This window comes from Methylophaga muralis (assembly GCF_001720165.1).
Taxonomy (GTDB): Bacteria; Pseudomonadota; Gammaproteobacteria; order Nitrosococcales; family Methylophagaceae; genus Methylophaga; species Methylophaga muralis.
This window is the reverse complement of the sequence record NZ_MCRI01000001.1, coordinates 302,876-321,746: the sequence shown is the minus strand read 5'-3', so window position 1 is coordinate 321,746 and position 18,871 is coordinate 302,876. Positions and strand designations below refer to the sequence as shown.

Here is an 18,871-nt window from a genome sequence, read left to right as displayed (position 1 = left end):
CTAAAGAGTATGGGGTATTCTGGATTGTTTGCCGAGTGTTATAAATCGTTGCAAATAGCTAACCTCATCATCCGACTCTCTGATAGCAGCAAACAGTTTTTTAGCCAGGCCTTTTCTGCCAAGCCGTATCGCTTTTACCGGCAGGGTTTGACAAAACTCCAACGCTAACCAGTTAGGTAACACCGTAACACCTCTTTTCAACGCCACCATTTGCACCATGATATCCATAGATTGCATAGCTTTGCTTCTCGGATGAATACCCGCTGGCATTAAAAACTGGGTAAACACATCGAGACGTTCATGGGCTACCGGAAAGGTCAGTAGTAACTCATTTTGTAGCGCTGAGGCTTCAATAAAGTTTTGCTGAGCTAATGGATGACTTTCTTCCACCAGCAACACTAACTCATAATCAAACATCGGCTGATACTGCACTCCAACCTGATTCACTGCATCCGGTGTCACCAGCAAATCAATATGATGATTTAACAAACCTTCCATACCGGAAAACTGGAATTGATGCACGATATCCACATCCATCTGCGGCATTTCCCGCAGGTAATCTGCCAATATTTGTTTCAGCCACTCATAACAGGGATGACATTCCACCCCAATACGCAGTATTCCTGCACGACCTTCAGCATAAGCCTGCAAGGTTTGCTCGGTTTGCTCCAAAACCGGCAAAACCTGCTGAGCCACTTGCAACATCAATTCACCGGCTTGGGTCAGTCTTAATTTTCGCCCATCCCGCTGCCACAAGCTGACTTCCAATTTTTGCTCAAGATAGCGAATTTGATGTGATAACGCAGATTGGGTAACAAATAAAGCATTGGCTGCCGCCGTTAAACTACCGTTTTCTGCCAAAGCCTGAATGATGCGTAAATGTGCGCGCTCGATCATGTATGAATATATCTCATCAATTGGTTAATAATCATCATTATTACTCATCAATAAAGCTTATTACAATGGGCGACTTTAAAACCGATTGAGAGGATATCGAATGGTCAGCACACATAATCTTGGCTTTCCACGTATTGGCCGACAACGCGAGTTAAAGTTTGCTTTGGAACAATTCTGGCGTGGCGAAACAAATGCTGAGACATTACAAGAAACCGGCAAAAGCTTACGTTTACATCATTGGGCAGTTCAAGCGGAACTGGACTGGCAACCGGTAGGTGACTTCTCGTTTTATGATCATGTATTGGATACCAGCCAGCTGCTGGGCAATCTGCCAGCACGCGTAGACAAAAATGCTGATACGTTAAGCCAATACTTCCAAGCTTCAAGGGGTCAGGCTGGCACTAACTGCTGCAATCATCAAATCGCTGCGGCAGAAATGACCAAATGGTTTGATACCAATTACCATTATCTGGTGCCCGAATTTACTGCTCAAACTGACTTTACGGCACATCCTGAACGCTTGCTAAAACAAGTCAAAGAGGCTCAATCAGCAGGTCATCAGGCCAAAGCTGTGCTGCTCGGTCCGGTTAGTTATTTATGGCTGGGAAAAAGTAAAGATGAAAGTAACAAACTGGCATTATTAGAAAAAATATTGCCTATTTATGCTGAAATTCTTGGTCAGTTAGCAGCTAACGGTGTTGAATGGGTGCAGATTGACGAACCGATTCTGGTCACTGAGCTTTCTTTAGAGTGGCAACAGGCTTTTCAAACAGCCTATTTTTCGTTGGCCAAGTCCCCAATAAAACTTTTATTGACGACTTATTTCGGTCAGCTTCAGCAAAACCTACAACTGGCCTGTGAACTTCCTACCGCAGGTTTACATATTGATGCTATCAACGCAGCAAATGAAATTACGCAGGTTGTTGATTGGTTGCCATCACATAAAGTCTTATCGCTGGGAATTATCAACGGTAGAAATATCTGGAAAACTGATCTCAACCAGGCGCTTGATCTGTTAGAGCCGCTGCATAAACGGCTGGTTGATCGCTTATGGCTGGCACCAAGCTGTTCATTGCTCCATGTACCGATTGATTTAGCATCCGAGCAGAATCTGGATACTGAGGTACGCGATTGGTTAGCATTTGCTGTCCAGAAGCTCGATGAACTTCAACTGTTAGCCAAAGCGCTCAATAGCGGCAGAGAAAGCGTTGCTGAACAACTAGCTGAAAATAGACAGGCTATTCAACGTCGTCAGCGGTCCATTCGTGTTCATAATCCTGCAGTTAAACAACGTTGTGAGGCTATTCAACCCGAGCAGGCTCTACGCCAAAGTGACTATGCTCAACGTGCCAAGATCCAACAAGCCGATCTGCAATTACCCGCATTTCCAACCACCACCATCGGCTCATTCCCACAAACGAATTTGATTCGTCAGGCTCGTAAACAATATCGTCTGGGTTTAATTGGTGATGCTGACTATAAACAGCAGATGCAAGCAGAAATTCGTTATGCCATCGACAAGCAACTTGATCTTGATTTGGACGTCTTGGTGCATGGTGAAGCAGAGCGTAATGACATGGTCGAATATTTCGGCCAACAACTGCAAGGATTTGCCTTTACTGATAATGGCTGGGTGCAGTCCTATGGTTCACGTTGCGTCAAACCGCCCATCATCTTTGGTGATGTATCCCGCCCTGGACCGATGACGATAGAGTGGATCCGCTATGCACAATCACTGACCGACAAGCCGGTTAAAGGCATGTTGACAGGGCCAGTAACTATTCTTAACTGGTCTTTTGTACGCGACGATCAACCGCGCAGTGAAACTTGTAAACAGATTTCGCTAGCGATTCGTGATGAAGTAATTGATTTAGAAAATTCTGGGGTGAAAATCATTCAGATCGATGAAGCGGCATTACGTGAAGGTTTACCTTTACGGCAATCTCAGTGGCAGGAATATTTAGACTGGGCGGTGGAAAGTTTCAAGATCACTGCAAATGGCGTCACCGATAAAACGCAGATCCACACCCATATGTGCTATTCCGAGTTTAATGACATTATCGAAGCCATTGCGGCAATGGATGCCGATGTCATCACCATTGAAACCTCACGTTCGCAGATGGAATTATTGGATGTGTTTCGTGACTTTGACTATCCAAATGCCATTGGGCCGGGTGTTTATGATATTCACAGCCCGAATATTCCCCCTGAACAATGGATGGTTGATTTGTTAAAACTAGCCGCTAAGCGGATTGATAAACAGCAATTGTGGGTTAATCCAGACTGCGGATTGAAGACACGCCGCTGGGAAGAGGTTGAACCCGCACTGAAAGCGATGGTTTCAGCGGCTAAATTATTGCGAGATCAACTTACAGCTTAAATAGAAAAGTCGGGTAGGGGAACTGTCCTCTACCCGGTTTTAGCTTTTGGCATGCTCGCGTTCATTTGAAACTGGATCTGTTTAGCTAAATTCGGATCCAGGAGATTGGTACGGGTGTGTTGATGGCATATCGCACTACGAAAACCTAAATAATCCGCATCCAATGGTCTTAGCTGCTGAATATTTTCGATTCTCAAGCACCTGCCAAACCACATAGTAATTCTGCCGATTTCGCTTCAAATACAAATTTGTTTAATGACTGGATGGATAAATGGTTGAGTAATCCAAGGCCATTCTTTGTGGCTGTGTCCAGCATCACACCGACAAAACCGGTTTTTTTCAATAATGGAATCAAATTGTGCTGTGGTAGTTGATCGGCAAATAAAACCGCTATTACCGGTGTTTGCAAATCTTTAATGCTACCTTCCAGTTGCTCTATACAACGCACGAGCCCTGGCCCGTCAAATAAACCGACTTTAACAAAATCAACCCCGGTCTCCGCCATATCATGAATAGCCGCTGAAATGACTTCGGCCTGCATGGCTAAATCACCGACAGTGGCACTGCACAGGCACCGCTTATTCACCCATTGAACAATATCAGCTACAGTTTGGTGCATTAATGCCCCCAGAGCGCCTTGTGAAGGGTTTTTCATGTCCAGGATATCTGGTAACTGCTCAACCAGTGTTTGAGCCTCCTCTAGCGACTGTACGCTGGCTAACCACCTAGACATAATGTAATTCGATTCCTGCTTGTTCAACTCTTTCCATTAACCAGCTCCAGGCTTCCAGCTCCCTTTCTCCGGCGGTTTTATCAATTGCAATTGTGAGATAAGCGATTTCATCACGAATTTTCTGCTCAGATAACATGTCCAGACGGCTGACTAGGATAGCGGCTTCAATTACGGCATTTTGCGCACGATTAAAGCCTCTGAAAGGCTTATGATTAACATCACAGATCACGGCAGCATAAAAACAGGCACGAGGATCGGTATCATCCAGTCGAACCACTTCCAGCTCAATATGCGATAACGCATCGGATATGTATTCACCCTCGATCTGTTGGCACAAAGAAGTTGGCCAATCTCGACGTCCGGTTAATGCTCCGGCAAATATTCGGACATCATCGACGAAATTGATCGAACATTGGCCATGCCGCATTAGATTATCGTAGGTAGAAGAGGGCTTGAATGGTTTAATATGAAAGTGACCATTCACTTCTGATATTCCCATTGGTGCTGAATGGGGCTTACCATTCTCAGCCAAAGTAGTAACGATCACTTCATGTATCTTGCTGGTCAGCCGTGCCACAAGCGCGCTCCTTTTTTATTGGTGTTTCAGCTTCGGCGGTTCCACATGCACGCTGACTGCGTTTTTTCATCGTCGTGCCTTCCGCTTTTTGTTCATTCAGATCTTCCTGTTCCAGATCAACGGCACACCCCCATTGCAAATCTTCATCCTGGGTATAACGTTTGCCTAACTGCCAGGCAATCTGTGCACGAGCGAGTTCCACACCTAGATAAAAGGCGTGGCCCGGATCATCTTTAACTTGTAATTGCGGGTAAAAGGCAAAAGGATCGGTATCTTGTATCAGTCCATCGCGGTTAAAAACATAAACACCTTTGGGCGCTATCTTTATCCGATAATTCGGATCTTTAATGTTTTCAGATAGCTGAATAATTTCCTGCTCCGTATCGGTAAAGGGTCGGCGGTCATGACTCACCAATAAATCCGCCGTAATGTCACGAGGCAAGCTATTGTCATCACGAGCAGCAAACATCATACGTCTGGCAATATCGGCTTCTTTTATCGCTCGACGTGCATGCGGGCTGACTTCGGTGGCTAATACATTGGTTATTTTCAACTCCGAAATAATGCCAAACAGCAGGGCATTAATTCCACTGGTATCGGCATCGGTTAATTCAGTGAGATTGCCAACGCCCATCATCATTGGTGCCTCGGGATATTTTTGTCTGAGCGTATGGTAGCGAACAATTGATTCGGTCAAACCAAAGTGAATGGGATCAAGAATCGGATCGGCAATCCAGGGTTTGCCGATTTTATCCATTGCTTCCATAGCGCGTTCCAGTGATGCCAGAGAACCTGGTTCTGCCGGAACTAAAATTGGGATTGCGTCTGTTTCTTTAGCAAGATCGATAGTGTCTTCGGTCAGACTTAGCAGATAATCCGCTCCTGCCTTAGCCGCTCTCCTTAAGTCATCCAGAGAAAGTGAGTCCACACTAACTTTGAATCCATCCTGATGTAATGCGGCAATAGCTTCTTCCATTAACGGGAATTTTTCTTCTGGAAGGCAGCCAATATCAATCACATTTGCACCAGATTCACGATAATAGCGGGCACGCTCTAAAATGCCCTCAATATCACGTTGTGGCGCATCAACAATCTCAGCAAAGATATTCACGTCATAACGACTGAGATCAGGGATTTTACGGGCCTTGCCGAAAAACAATGGCAAGTCCTTTATTTCATCTGGACCACGCACTACTTCAAGTCCTAACAGTTTACTCAATTCAGCTAAATCTCCCCGACAACGACCAGGCACAATAATCTGTTTACAACCTGCGTAATCTTTCGGTTTCAAACGCCGGGCAATCATTTTATCGGTCATTAATGCAGCAACTGATAATCCTAATTGATGCACCCTATAGTCAAATGGCAGTGGCGCCATTTCCTGCAATACTTTTTCAACACTCGGTTGAGCAAGTTTACCGGTGAGAAACAGAATGGTTTCAGCCATGATCGGCGTTAACTTGTTCCAGACGTTTTTTCAGAGTTTCGTATAAGGCTTCTGCGGAATCCACAACGGTTGTAGCTTCAAAGCTTCGCAATTTTTCGGTGTGTGCCAGATCAATTGCTCTGGGCCATAAACGTACCATACGGTCTGGTGCCGGTGTGTCAACTTCGGGAATCGCATCACAAGCCAATACTATGCTTGGGACACGACATTTGCCTGCCTGCGCGTATACATTTGTAACCAACGTATCGGATAATCCCATGACCATTTTGGCAACGGTATTTGAAGTCGCAGGGGCAACTACCAATGTGTGGTAATCACCACGATAGAATAATCCGACCGGTGGCGAACTGGCAGCGCGATCCCGATAGACATGTCCGTCTTTAGTTAACGCTTTGGGATCATGGCCATACATGCGGATAACTTCTTCTCCCGCCCGGCTGTAAAACAAGTCCACGTCGGGCAAATCACGAATGATTTCCAGACATTCATCGAGATAATGACCTGATCCAGTAATTGCCCAGGCCAATTTTGGCTTTTCAGGCCTTGATTGCATTATTCTATCTCACTGTATTTTAATTAATGAATTTTGCCAGACTCTGGCTTAGGAGTAAAAATTAGATAGGTTGTGGTTATTTTTATCAGTTAAAATTAACCACAATTTTGCAACGGATTGATGGGAGTCGCATATCTATGTCAGAAGCAGTACCAAAAATTGTTGTTGTTGGTGGTGGAGCAGGTGGCCTGGAATTGGTTACTAAACTTGGCAAGAAACTGGGTAAGAAAAAGAAAGCCCAAGTGACTCTGGTTGATAACACGCATACTCATATCTGGAAACCGCTGCTGCATGAAGTAGCTGCCGGCACACTTGATTCCCATGAAGACGAAATTGAATATCTCAGCCAAGCCATGTGCAGTGGCTTTCGATTCCGTCTCGGTAAAATGGATGGTTTGGATCGCCAGAATAAAAAAATTATGGTGGCTCCAACCTATAACGAGGATGGACTGGAAATTATTCCACGTCGTACCTTTGATTATGATTATTTGATTATCTCTGTAGGCAGTGTCAGTCATGATTTTGGTATCAAAGGCGTGCGTGATCATTGCCTGTTTTTAGATACTACTAAACAAGCTGAATTTTTTCAGAATCAATTGCTGGAATCATACTTACGCGCACACACTCAAGGTCGTCCATTGGACGAAGGTCAATTGAATATTGCAATCGTTGGCGCCGGTGCAACCGGTGTTGAACTTTGTGCGCAGCTTTATGAAGTTTCTCATTTACTGAATGCTTATGGTTTAGACGAAGTTAAACCTCAAGATGTCAAACTGTCATTGATTGAAGCCGCCGATCGGATTTTGCCTGGTTTGCCCGAAAATATTTCTGCAGCAGCCCATGAAGAGTTGAATGAATTAGGCGTGCAGATTTTGGCTGGTGAACGGGTTATCGAAGTGACTGAAACAGCCATCAAAACCCAAAGTGGGCGAGATATTCCCGCAGCAATCAAAGTTTGGGCTGCAGGCATTAAAGCACCTGAATTTTTAAAAGATATTGATGGGTTAGAAACTAACTGGATGAACCAGCTGGTGGTAAAACAAACTCTGCAAACCACTTTTGATGATGATATCTATGCCATTGGCGACTGCTGTGCTTGTAAGTGGGTTGGCCAGGATCAGAATGTACCGCCACGTGCCCAAGCCGCTCATCAGATGGCCTCACTGGTGTATAAATCCATTATCAATCGTATGAAAGATAAAGAGTTGCCTGAATATCATTACCATGATTATGGCTCACTGGTGTCGTTAGGTCGTTATGGTACTGTTGGTAATCTGATGGGTAACCTGAGCAAAGGCAGTATGAAAGTTGAAGGCCTTATGGCTCGTTTAATGTATTTATCGTTATATAAAATGCACCAAGTTGCGCTATTCGGACCATTCAGGGTAATGATGTTATCGCTTTCTCATCTGTTCCGTCGCAGTGTTCATCCAAAGATCAAACTTCATTAATCGTTTTATTTCTACCAAAAAAGGCCCTTTAAGGGCCTTTTTTGTATTACTTTCACTTCCATGAGTTATTTCCATAAAGACATCCTGCTGGTCACCTCAGAGCCTTTCAGCCGATGTTTCAATGCCGCTCCAATGTGTAGAACCAGTACGGCGATAAACAGATACGCTAAGATTTGATGAATATCGGTAAAAGTTTCTCTTGCCACCGCATCTGCTTCAGCTAACCGAGGAAGCGTGATACCCCAAAGTTTTGTGTCGTATTTGCTATACATTGATTGTAAATAGCCAGTGATTGGCATCGCAATCATCAATGCATACAATAAATAATGTACCAAGCTAGACACCCGTTGTTGCCAGGTGGGGATGCTGGCTGGGAGTGGAGGGGCTTTATGGGTTAAACGCCAGACAATTCGCAAAATAATAAATGCTGCGACGGTTATGCCCATCGATTTATGTAATAAGAACCAAAAGGCGCGTACGCTTTCTTCATCGGGAGGAAGTTCAGATTGCATCGGTAATCCAACCATCCATAAACCCAAGCCCAGCATGAAAAATATCATCGCCGCTATTATCCAATGCAGAATTATCTGGACTTGATCATAGCGAGCGTCATTCATCGACATTTTTTTCTCCTGAATATTAAACAAAAGGCCACTCAGATTTCCTGAATGACCTTTTTGTGACCGTTATCTGCGGGAAGAATTCCCTATTGTTAAATATCCAGATTCGATGCCTGAAGTGCGTGTGTTTCAATAAATTCTCTACGAGGTTCAACATTGTCACCCATCAAGGTGTTAAATGTTTCATCCGCAGTAATCGCATCCGATATCCGTACCTGTAATAAACGGCGTTTGGATTTATCCATGGTGGTTTCCCACAATTGTTCTGGATTCATTTCACCCAAGCCCTTATATCGTTGCACATGTTGACCACGACGCGCTTCAACCATTAACCATTTAACTGCTTGTGCAAAATGTTGCACACTTTCATTTCTTTCGCCACGCTCTATTCTTGCACCATCACCAAACAAGCCATTGATTTTGTTAGAGAAAGACATGATTTTTTGATATTCAGTACTGGCAAAAAACTCTCCTGGCACATGAAAATCGTTACTGATGCCATGACGCGTGAAACTGATATTCACATGTGGCATTGGTTCTTTATCATGTTTTTGCAGGCCCAACACAAAAAATGTACCTGTTGGCATTATTGCGTTCATACGTTGTTCAATGGCCTTGAGCCATTCAGCCATCGCAGTCGTATTTGTAAATTCTGGTATTGCCGCTTGATAAATCAACTCATCCAAAAATGCCGGATAATAATGATTGGCTAAACGAGCGATGATTGCTCGAATAGTTTGATACTCATTCACTAACAGAGCTAGAGCGCTGCCTTCTATGGGAACGGCATCTGCAGCGGGGTAGAGCACGGCATTGGTTAACGCAACTTCCGTTAGATAACGCTCCATTTCAGCATCATCTTTTACGTAACGTTCCTGTTTGCCTTTTTTGATTTTATACAAAGGAGGTTGAGCAATGTATACATGACCGCGCTCAATCAATTCCGGCATTTGTCTATAGAAAAACGTCAGTAATAAAGTACGGATATGCGATCCGTCGACGTCCGCATCGGTCATGATAATGATGTGGTGGTAGCGAAGTTTTTCCGGATCATATTCATCGCGGCCAATGCCACAACCCAATGCTGTTATTAATGTTCCAACTTCTGCTGAACCTATCATTTTGTCAAAACGAGCGCGCTCAACGTTTAAGATTTTTCCTTTGAGCGGCAAAATCGCCTGCGTTCTTCTATCACGGCCTTGTTTGGCGCTGCCACCGGCCGAGTCACCTTCCACTAAGAATAATTCTGATTGGGCAGGGTCTCTTTCTTGGCAATCTGCTAATTTACCAGGCAATCCGGCAATATCCAGAACACCCTTACGTCGGGTTAATTCGCGAGCCTTACGAGCTGCATCTCGAGCACGAGCCGCATCGATCATTTTGTTCGCAATCAGTTTGGCTTCGCTAGGATTCTCAATCAGAAAATCCTGAAAATGTTCATTTACCAAAGATTCGACAATGGTACGGACTTCGGATGAAACTAATTTATCTTTGGTTTGCGATGAAAACTTAGGATCTGGCACTTTTACAGATAAAACTGCTGTAAGCCCTTCACGCGCATCATCACCACTGGTAACGACTTTTGATTTTTTCGCCAAGCCTTCGCTTTCGATATATTGGTTTAAGCTTCTGGTTAAAGCTGCTCTAAAACCTGCTAAGTGGGTACCACCATCACGTTGTGGAATATTGTTGGTGAAACAGTAAATATTCTCTTGATATGAATCATTCCATTGCATGGCTAATTCAACGACAACATCATCACGCGTACCACTGATGTTTATTACATGCTCGTGAACAAACGTTTTGTTTTTATTTAAATGCGTAACAAACGCTCTTATGCCACCTTCATAATGGAATACTTCTGTCTTTTCATCACGCTCATCGGTAAGAACAATTCTGACCCCGGAGTTCAAGAATGCAAGTTCACGGATCCGCTTGGCAAGTATTTTGTAATCGTAAGTGATTTGAGTGAAGGTTTCTTCGCTCGGCCAAAATTGAATTTTTGTGCCTGTTGCTTCAGTTTCTTCAAATGCTTTTAGTGGGGCATCCGGTACGCCGTGTGTGTAAGTCTGTTTGTGCATGAAACCATTACGTTTGATTTCCATCGTTAATTTTTTGGATAACGCATTGACAACGGAAATACCTACACCATGAAGTCCGCCTGAAACTTTATACGAGTTATCATCAAACTTACCACCGGCATGCAGGACTGTCATGATAACTTCTGCGGCAGAAACGCCTTCGCCTTCATGCATATCAACAGGAATTCCACGACCGTTATCCTCAACAGAAACTGAGTCATCCGGGTGTATGCGCACATTTATTTCTGTGCAGTAACCAGCTAAAGATTCATCAATGGAATTATCTAAGACCTCGAACACCATGTGGTGTAACCCAGTACCATCGTCTGTGTCACCGATATACATACCAGGTCTTTTTCTGACGGCGTCTAATCCCTTTAGAACTTTAATGTTGGAAGAATCGTAACTATTGTTTTCAGTGGTCATAAATTAATCCATTTTACTGCAAGGCAATGCACAATCGTTCATTCTACTATGTATCGATGCCGGTTGACAGCTCGACTATGCTTGGCTGATTTCACCACGTTTCACGTGGAACATTATGTCTTTTTTATTGATATTTATTGAGCGATTAAGCTCTGGATTTGTTGTTGTAATGAATGATTGTATACCTAAACGCTTAATGCTTTTCATGGCCAATACTTGGTGTTCAGCATCAAGTTCTGAACTTATATCATCTATTAACAATACACTTTTTTGTTGGGTTTTCTCTCGCAGCAAGGAGATTTGAGCTAGGCTGATCGCTAAAAAAAACATCTTCTGCTGTCCACGTGAACACATCTCTGCTGGATCCTGTCCATTTATTTTGATGGACCAATCAGCTGCATGGGGTCCGGATCGTGTATAGCCAAGAGCTGTATCCCTTGAAATAGTTGAATGTAAAACATCCGCGAACTGTGAATCTTTTGGCCAGCCTGTCGAGTAACGTATCTCATATTTTGCATTGCTATACTCAGCGCAAAGCAAGTTAAACCACTTAATAAACTCAGCTAATAACGTTGTTAAATAGTCATCACGATAGAGAGTTATTTTCAATCCGTGCTCAATAAGCGACGAATCCCATAGTCTGACTTCATTGATTGGTTTTGAATTACGCAAAGCCGCATTACGTTGAGAGAGTATTTTTTTATATGCCTGCCAATGAAACATGAACTCTTGTTCCACGTGAAACAATCCCCAGTCGATAACTTTTCGCCGAAAGCCTGGACCAAGATCAAAAAACTGGTGACAATTTGCTGGTATGTATTGAAGCGGGAGATGACTGGCTAAGTCTGAAAGTTTTTTCAGTGGCGCATTGTTTAAACGAATTTGTGTTCCAAGTATTGAAGAAATTTGCATCCCTACTGGAATGCCAGGGTGAATTCTGGCAAAAATCTGCGTCTGTTTTTCGTCAGTTTGAATGACATGCTTTAAATTTCGTGTTCGGAACGAGCGTCCCATAGCCAGTAAATAAACCGCTTCCAAAACACTGGTCTTACCGGAACCATTTTCGCCAATCAATAAATTTATTCCTGAGGCAGGATAAAAAACTGACTTCTGGATATTTCGAAACTGGGAAAGGGAGATTTCGGTAATCACTTAAATAACAATAAGAGTTGTTCGTTTTATGATTTGGCTTTAAAGAGAGAGGATATACATATACAGTTCCGACAACCTGCTGCTACAAGCAAGATCAGAATCTGTAATCACTCACGCTCAATCAAGATGTTTGTTATTCGATTTCAAGCATCTCAAAATCTTCTTTACCTACACCACATTCTGGGCATTCCCAATCATCCGGAATATCATCCCATGAGGTGCCCGCCGGAATTCCTTCTTCAGGTAAACCTTTGGCTTCGTCATAGATAAACCCACACACCAAACATTGCCACTTACGCATTGTATCTCCAGCCAACCGTTTAAAATTATTTGTACATCTTACATCAAACTGCTTTTTAGTTGGCTCAGGAATTGTTGTTTAAACTATGCTAAATTACAGCGAGCAAATCATTTTTATATAAATAAGTGGTTAAATCGATTATGAGACTTCCTACCTTACGCCAACTTCAATATCTCACTGCAGTGATCGAAGAGAAACATTTCGGTCGTGCGGCAGAAAAATGCCATGTGACCCAATCAACATTAAGTGCAGGGATACAAGACTTAGAAGACTTATTAGAAGTAGGGTTATTAGAACGCACTAATCGAAAAGTGCTCACCACGCCTATCGGTGAGGAGGTTGCGGAAAGAGCGCGACAAATATTGTCATTAAGTGATGATTTAGTTGATTTGGCACAAGCCGAAAAAAACCCATTAGCTGGCAGAATTAGGATTGGTGTTATCCCAACCATAAGTCCTTTTTTGTTGCCACGTGTTCTACCACGTATTCGTAAGCAGCTACCGCAATTAGAGCTGCTTCTGATTGAAGATCAGTCTGAAAGATTGTTAGTACAGGTTGAAAATGGTGATATTGATGTTGCGATTTTAGCCTTTCCATTCAATACACGAAATCTGAATTATCGCGTTATCGCTGAAGAGCCTTTTTGGGTTGCCCTGCCTAAGGATCACGCACTATGCGGCAATGAATACATTCAACCACATCAGTTACCGATAAATGAATTATTACTGCTGGCAGAAGGCCATTGTATGCGTGAACATGCTATCAGTGCATGCCAACTACCGGCATCTGCACAACGACGAAGTGTTCAGGCCACAAGCCTTTATACCTTAATAGAAATGGTCGCCAGTGGTCTAGGCATTACCTTGATACCGCATATGGCCATTAACTCGGATATGGTAAGACATGCAGATATTTGCCTTCGCCCTTTAAAACGAGACAGTCTGGCAAAACGCGAGATTGGCTTGGTCTGGCGCCCCAGTTTCCGAAGAACCAGTACTTTGGAACAATTATCATCCAGCTTCACTGCTGCAATGGAAGAAAGCCTCTAACCTTTGCTCGCGTATTCAGCACGAATTTGAATAAAACTTTGCCTAATCAATACCGAGGTGAACGGAGCCTGGAATCGGGCAGTCAGCTTAGCTTTTGGATTAACCAAAAAAACGGCATAACCTAGATCTTGATGGGCAAAAGCTCGACTTCTGGTGAAAAAAGCCGGCAACGAATTTTTATCGGTTGCGGCAGCAGCAACAGTAATGACCTGTGCATTCAGATCATGAGATTGGCTAACCGCCAATAATTCAGATGCTTGTTGGCCTGATCTATCAACCAGCACGATTTGCACAGCACGATTTGCCAGCCCGGCTTTTAGATTAGCCAAGACTTTAAAAATGGCTTCACAATCGTAGCAATCAGCTGAGGTAAAGAAAATAAAGCTCCATTTTCCGACCAAAGCATCATTGGTAAAGACCGAGTTATCAGCGTTATGAGCAAGAAACTGCGGGATTTCCAGATTGGGCTCAAACATCGTTAGCATTGCACCGGGTTCTGCTGGCGATTCAAACGGTTGTTGTTCCTGACTCATCGATAAAAAAAACAGCAGTAATAAAGCAACCAAGCCAAGATATGTCAGCAAAAAACGCTTAGAATGAACATTTTTAAACATATTCTGCATCGTTGCTCCTCCGCAAAACGCTGGCAGGCTTACCCACTAAACAATAAGCGACCATGAAAGAAAAATTGCTTAAGTCTACTCTCGTTGTAAGTTTGATGACTTTTTTATCCCGAATAATGGGATTTGTTCGAGATATTGTTATTGCCCGATTTTTAGGGGCGGGCATGGGTTCCGACGTTTTTTTTGTAGCTTTTAAAATTCCCAATTTCCTAAGGCGTTTGTTTGCAGAAGGAGCCTTTTCCCAAGCATTTATTCCCGTTTTAGCTGAGTACCGAGAGAAGGGAGATCGAGATCTGCAGCAGCTTATCGCAGCAACCAGCGGTACTTTGGCAGGCATTTTATTTTTCATCACCGCCATCGGGGTCATCGCTGCACCCATTTTAATTGTTATTTTTGCTCCGGGCTTTATGGATCAGCCTGAAAAGCTGCAGTTGGCAGGAGAGCTATTAAGAATCACTTTCCCTTATATTCTCTTTGTTTCGCTTACCGCTTTAGCCAGCTCAATTCTGAATAGCTTTGGCAAATTTGCCGTACCGGCATTTACCCCGGTATTTTTGAATATTTCGATGATTAGCTGTGCGTTATGGTTAGCGCCGCATTTAGACGAACCGGTAAAAGCTTTAGCTTGGGGTGTATTTATTGGCGGTGTAGTGCAATTACTATTTCAAATGCCGTTTTTAATGAAAATAGGTAGCTTACCGAAACCTCGCTGGGGATGGAAAGACGAGGGCGTACAAAAAATCTTGAAGTTGATGATCCCGGCTATGTTTGGGGTTTCTGTTTCACAAATTAATTTGTTACTCGATACATTACTGGCTTCCTTTCTTATTACCGGTAGTATTTCGTGGTTGTATTATTCCGACCGTTTAGTGGAATTTCCATTAGGCATATTGGGGATAGCACTGGCGACTGTGATCTTACCTAACCTTTCCAAAAAACATGCTACCGCTTCGATGCAGGAGTTTTCCCACACAATTGACTGGGCTTTACGTTGGGTATTTTTAATCGGCACGCCAGCAGCTATCGGTTTGATTATTCTGGCTGAACCGCTGTTATTGACGTTATTTCAATATGGCGAATTCACGCCTTATGATGCCCACCAGGCTTCTTTAAGCTTAATGGCTTATGGATTGGGTCTATTGCCGTTTATTTTCATCAAGGTGCTCGCTCCGGGCTTTTACGCCCGTCAGGACACTAAAACACCTGTCAAAATCGGCATTATTGCCATGGTCAGCAATATGGTACTGAATATTATTCTTATGATTTACCTGGCCCATGTCGGGCTGGCCTTAGCCACCGCATTATCGGCCATGCTCAATGCCGGACTGTTGTATTACACCTTACGCAAAAAAGCTGTTTATGAACCTATCGCTGGCTGGGGAATATTCTTTATTCGTACGTTTTTGGCCAATGCATCTCTTGTCTTAGTCCTAATGTGGCTAACACCGGCAAATAGTGAGTGGATAAGCTGGGATGGCTGGCATCGTTTTGGGATCTTAATGGGACTGATTACAATCTCAGCAATCATCTATTTTGCTGTTCTAACACTTTGCGGAGTCAGGCTAAAGACCTTAATTAAGCCACATTCCCAGTCATAAAAAAGCCCTCTTTGAGGAGGGCTTTTTGGTCAAGCAAGTGACAGAGAAGCTTAAAAGCGACGGCCGATACCGATACCATAAACAAACGGATTAATATCTGCGTTAATTTTGGCTGAACCAACCGCAGTATTTTTAAAGCGTGCTGTTGTATCAATATCCAGATATTTAATATCAAGATTGACGAACCAGTCTTGGTTAATAGCAATATCCACACCAGCCTGAGCCGCCCAACCCCATGAGCTTTCTAACTTAACTTTGTCGCCTGAGTTGGCAACACCTGAATTGCTCGGCACTTTTTCATCGAAGAAGTAAGTGTAATTGATACCAGCTCCAACGTAAGGACGAATATTAGAATCCGGTAAGAAGTGATACTGAAGAGTCAGTGTGGGTGGCAAAACTTTGGTATCAATAACATCTCTCGATCCAAGAGTACTAACCACGCCACCTGCAGATTTATGTGTACTAACAGTATGCTCTGAATAACCGAGGATTAATTCAAGACCCCAGTTACGGGTTATCATGTAAGTAATATCCAGCTCTGGCACAGTATCATTATCAACCGTCACGCCTTTACCTAAATTACCTGCAGCTTCTGTCCATAAGGTACCACTGCTGTCATTCGGATTAACATTAATAATACGCCCCCGAATCAACCAGTCACCAGCCTCATAAGCCATAACTGTAGAAATAGGGCTGGCCAGACCAGCGGCCAACAAGATTGAGGAAATCAGGGGAATTTTTTTCATAATGTGACTCCGATAATGTTCTGATGTAATGCACAGTTTCAGATCATACGGAGTACCTGGATTAAGACATTGATCCAGGTCAATAAAAATGTTGCTAAAGCACTACGATTTTATCCGCAATGTTGTTTTAATGCCGCAAGGTCGAGCAGCGTGACCTCTTTACCTTGCGTTGTTAATAACTGCTGCTCTTGCAACTGTGTAAATAAACGACTGACCGTTTCGATTGCTAGGCCCAGATGATTCGCGATATCACCTCGCGACATCGTCAATTGAAATGACATTGCCGAATAACCGCGCTCGCTGAAACGTTGAGAAAGTGACAACAGAAAACTAATCAATTTTTCCTGGGCGGTTTTTTTACCCAAAGAAAGTAACAAATTTTTATCTGCGGACAACTCTTTGCTCAACCGGGTCATCAACTGATTTTGTAACTCCGGAATCGTGGCACTGAATTCCTGCAAACGCTCATAAGGTAATTCGCAAACACTACTGGCTTCAAGTGCACGAGCTGTCGATAAATAGCGCTGTTGATAAATGGCATCCATCCCAATAAACTCACCGGGGAAATAGAAGCTAGTGACTTGTTCACGACCATCTGCCGCTGAAATAGTAGTTTTGAACGAACCAGACCGCACTACAAAAATGGTCTTGAAGGTTGAGGCTGGCTCAAACAGAATTTGATGGCGTTTAAAACCGGCACTGCGTTTGATGATTTCATCCAGCTTGGATAAGTCATCCCGATGCAGACCTAAAGGCAGGCATAGTCGGTATAAAGCACATGACTGACAGGCTAACTGATGATGATGTTCAACCTTTGCAAGGTCCTGAAACAACGGTGTTATCATCTGGGCTTGTGTCATTTTATTATCCATAAAAAAGTCACTGACCATGATAACGCTTCAAACCCTGCACTGAAACAGTTATTATCTGTTTTTATTTCAGTTTTCAGGAAAGCAAATGACCGCTCGTAGCGCCACTGTTGCGCGTAACACGCTCGAAACACAAATTGAAGTTTCCATCAATCTGGATGGCAGCGGAAAATTTCAATCCGAAACCGGTGTGCCATTCCTCGATCACATGTTGGAACAAATTGCCCGACACGGCTTATTTGATCTACAAATCAAAGCAAATGGTGATCTGCATATTGATGCTCATCACACCGTTGAAGATGTCGGCATCACTATCGGTCAAGCATTAAAACAAGCTCTTGGCGACAAGAAAGGCGTTATTCGTTACGGTCATTCCTATGTGCCGCTGGATGAAGCTTTATCACGGGTGGTATTGGACTTGTCCGGCCGTCCAGGCTTTGAGTTTGACGTGACCTTTACCCGCGACAAAATTGGTGATTTTGACGTTGATCTGTTTTATGAGTTCTTTCAGGGCCTAGTCAACCATGCTGGCATTACGCTGCATATCGATAACCTTAAAGGTCGTAACGCGCACCATATCGCTGAAACCATCTTTAAAGCGTTTGGACGGGCATTACGTATGGCCGTTACCTTGGATGAGCGCGCATTACAACAATTGCCATCCACTAAAGGTGCGTTGTAATCGGGTTATCGATTTAATCATTTTCACTTTCTAGCCTAGGTTTTTGTTTTATGCGTCGCGTTGCAGTTATTGATTACGGCATGGGTAATTTACGCTCAGTCTCCAAAGCGTTGGAAGCCGTAGCAGATAACCACACCCAAATTATTGTTACCGCGGATCCGGCCGATATTCGTTCGGCTGATCACATTGTATTTCCCGGTGTGGGCGCTATTCGGGATTGCATGGCTGAACTCAAAAAACTCGAACTAGACAAAATTATCGTTGAAGTAGCCAAACAAAAACCGTTCCTCGGCATTTGTCTTGGCATGCAAGCTTTATTAACTCATAGTCAGGAAAACCAGGGCTCTGATGGTTTAAATATCATCGGTGGTGATGTGGTGTATTTTGACAAAGCAGTAGAACAGGGACTAAAAGTGCCCCATATGGGTTGGAATCAAGTTGAACAGACTTATGCTCATCCTTTATGGCAGGATATTGAACAAAACAGTCGTTTTTACTTTGTTCACAGTTTTTATGTTAAACCTGTAGATGAAGGGAAAGTGTCGGGCCGCAGTCATTACGCATTACCGTTTGCAGCGGCACTGGCACAAGAAAACCTGTTTGCCGTACAGTTTCACCCTGAAAAGAGCCAGCATGCCGGCTTGCAGTTATTGAAAAATTTTATTAACTGGGACGGTCAGTCCTGA

Annotated in this window: 17 protein-coding genes and 1 pseudogene; 6 read left to right on the top strand and 12 right to left on the bottom strand. The window is 43.4% G+C overall.

Annotation, left to right across the window (positions count from 1 at the left end; all coding sequences use genetic code 11):
- A complete protein-coding gene (locus A9E74_RS01520; protein WP_069294900.1) occupies positions 1–897 on the bottom strand; it encodes a LysR family transcriptional regulator in 897 nt (298 codons plus the stop codon).
- Positions 898–997: 100 nt separating this feature from the next.
- Between A9E74_RS01520 and metE the strand changes: the two genes are divergently transcribed.
- Complete coding sequence (gene metE, locus A9E74_RS01515; RefSeq protein ID WP_069294899.1) at positions 998–3,277, top strand: 5-methyltetrahydropteroyltriglutamate--homocysteine S-methyltransferase; 2,280 nt, start codon at positions 998–1,000, stop codon at positions 3,275–3,277.
- Between the two features lie 29 nt (positions 3,278–3,306).
- Here the strand turns inward: metE and A9E74_RS01510 are convergent.
- From A9E74_RS01510 to A9E74_RS01495, 4 genes and pseudogenes are all read right to left on the bottom strand, one after another.
- Positions 3,307–4,010 (bottom strand): annotated as a pseudogene (locus A9E74_RS01510) ((5-formylfuran-3-yl)methyl phosphate synthase).
- Positions 4,003–4,587, bottom strand: coding sequence for a DUF447 domain-containing protein (locus A9E74_RS01505; RefSeq protein WP_069294898.1), 585 nt, complete (start codon positions 4,585–4,587; stop codon positions 4,003–4,005). The pseudogene A9E74_RS01510 and the gene A9E74_RS01505 overlap by 8 nt, the downstream one beginning before the upstream one ends.
- Complete coding sequence (locus A9E74_RS01500) at positions 4,559–6,034, bottom strand: DUF6513 domain-containing protein (RefSeq protein WP_069294897.1); 1,476 nt, start codon at positions 6,032–6,034, stop codon at positions 4,559–4,561. The genes A9E74_RS01505 and A9E74_RS01500 overlap by 29 nt, the downstream gene beginning before the upstream one ends.
- The gene (locus tag A9E74_RS01495) at positions 6,027–6,587 is read right to left on the bottom strand and encodes a flavoprotein (RefSeq protein WP_069294896.1); all 561 of its coding nucleotides are present in this window, start codon (positions 6,585–6,587) and stop codon (positions 6,027–6,029) included. Before A9E74_RS01495 ends, A9E74_RS01500 begins: the two co-directional genes overlap by 8 nt.
- A 137-nt stretch (positions 6,588–6,724) precedes the next feature.
- Between A9E74_RS01495 and A9E74_RS01490 the strand changes: the two genes are divergently transcribed.
- The gene (locus A9E74_RS01490; protein WP_069294895.1) at positions 6,725–8,038 is read left to right on the top strand and encodes an NAD(P)/FAD-dependent oxidoreductase; all 1,314 of its coding nucleotides are present in this window, start codon (positions 6,725–6,727) and stop codon (positions 8,036–8,038) included.
- Positions 8,039–8,103: 65 nt separating this feature from the next.
- Here the strand turns inward: A9E74_RS01490 and A9E74_RS01485 are convergent, their stop codons facing one another.
- From A9E74_RS01485 to A9E74_RS01470, 4 genes are all read right to left on the bottom strand, one after another.
- The gene (locus A9E74_RS01485) at positions 8,104–8,661 is read right to left on the bottom strand and encodes a cytochrome b (RefSeq protein WP_069294894.1); all 558 of its coding nucleotides are present in this window, start codon (positions 8,659–8,661) and stop codon (positions 8,104–8,106) included.
- 89 nt (positions 8,662–8,750) lie between these two features.
- On the bottom strand, positions 8,751–11,165 hold the full coding sequence (gene gyrB, locus A9E74_RS01480; protein WP_069294893.1) for a DNA topoisomerase (ATP-hydrolyzing) subunit B: 2,415 nt from the start codon (positions 11,163–11,165) through the stop codon (positions 8,751–8,753).
- Positions 11,166–11,240: 75 nt separating this feature from the next.
- Positions 11,241–12,317 (bottom strand): DNA replication/repair protein RecF, encoded by a 1,077-nt coding sequence (gene recF / locus A9E74_RS01475; RefSeq protein ID WP_069294892.1) that lies wholly within the window; start codon positions 12,315–12,317, stop codon positions 11,241–11,243.
- A gap of 133 nt (positions 12,318–12,450) precedes the next feature.
- Positions 12,451–12,618, bottom strand: a complete 168-nt coding sequence (locus A9E74_RS01470) for a rubredoxin (protein ID WP_069294891.1) — start codon at positions 12,616–12,618, stop codon at positions 12,451–12,453.
- Positions 12,619–12,758: 140 nt separating this feature from the next.
- Here A9E74_RS01470 and A9E74_RS01465 point away from each other — a divergent pair, with 140 nt between their 5' ends.
- Positions 12,759–13,667 carry a hydrogen peroxide-inducible genes activator gene (locus A9E74_RS01465; RefSeq protein ID WP_069294890.1) on the top strand — a complete coding sequence of 303 codons (909 nt, stop codon included), beginning with the start codon at positions 12,759–12,761 and terminating at the stop codon, positions 13,665–13,667.
- Here A9E74_RS01465 and A9E74_RS01460 read toward each other — a convergent pair.
- Entirely contained in the window at positions 13,664–14,290 is a 627-nt protein-coding gene (locus tag A9E74_RS01460; protein ID WP_069294889.1) for a TlpA family protein disulfide reductase, read from the bottom strand. The genes A9E74_RS01465 and A9E74_RS01460 overlap by 4 nt on opposite strands.
- 53 nt (positions 14,291–14,343) lie before the next feature.
- On the opposite strand from A9E74_RS01460, the gene murJ reads away from it, so the two are divergent.
- Positions 14,344–15,888 (top strand): murein biosynthesis integral membrane protein MurJ, encoded by a 1,545-nt coding sequence (gene murJ, locus A9E74_RS01455; RefSeq protein WP_084002801.1) that lies wholly within the window; start codon positions 14,344–14,346, stop codon positions 15,886–15,888.
- A 50-nt stretch (positions 15,889–15,938) separates the two neighbouring features.
- On the opposite strand, the gene A9E74_RS01450 is transcribed toward murJ, so the two are convergent.
- Positions 15,939–16,634, bottom strand: a complete 696-nt coding sequence (locus A9E74_RS01450; protein ID WP_069294888.1) for an OmpW/AlkL family protein — start codon at positions 16,632–16,634, stop codon at positions 15,939–15,941.
- Positions 16,635–16,744: 110 nt separating this feature from the next.
- On the bottom strand, positions 16,745–17,494 hold the full coding sequence (gene fnr, locus A9E74_RS01445; RefSeq protein WP_069294938.1) for a fumarate/nitrate reduction transcriptional regulator Fnr: 750 nt from the start codon (positions 17,492–17,494) through the stop codon (positions 16,745–16,747).
- Between the two features lie 97 nt (positions 17,495–17,591).
- On the opposite strand from fnr, the gene hisB reads away from it, so the two are divergent.
- Together hisB and hisH are read left to right on the top strand one after the other, a co-directional pair.
- Positions 17,592–18,185 carry an imidazoleglycerol-phosphate dehydratase HisB gene (gene hisB, locus A9E74_RS01440; RefSeq protein ID WP_069294887.1) on the top strand — a complete coding sequence of 198 codons (594 nt, stop codon included), beginning with the start codon at positions 17,592–17,594 and terminating at the stop codon, positions 18,183–18,185.
- Positions 18,186–18,235: 50 nt separating this feature from the next.
- Positions 18,236–18,871 carry an imidazole glycerol phosphate synthase subunit HisH gene (hisH, locus tag A9E74_RS01435; RefSeq protein ID WP_069294886.1) on the top strand — a complete coding sequence of 212 codons (636 nt, stop codon included), beginning with the start codon at positions 18,236–18,238 and terminating at the stop codon, positions 18,869–18,871.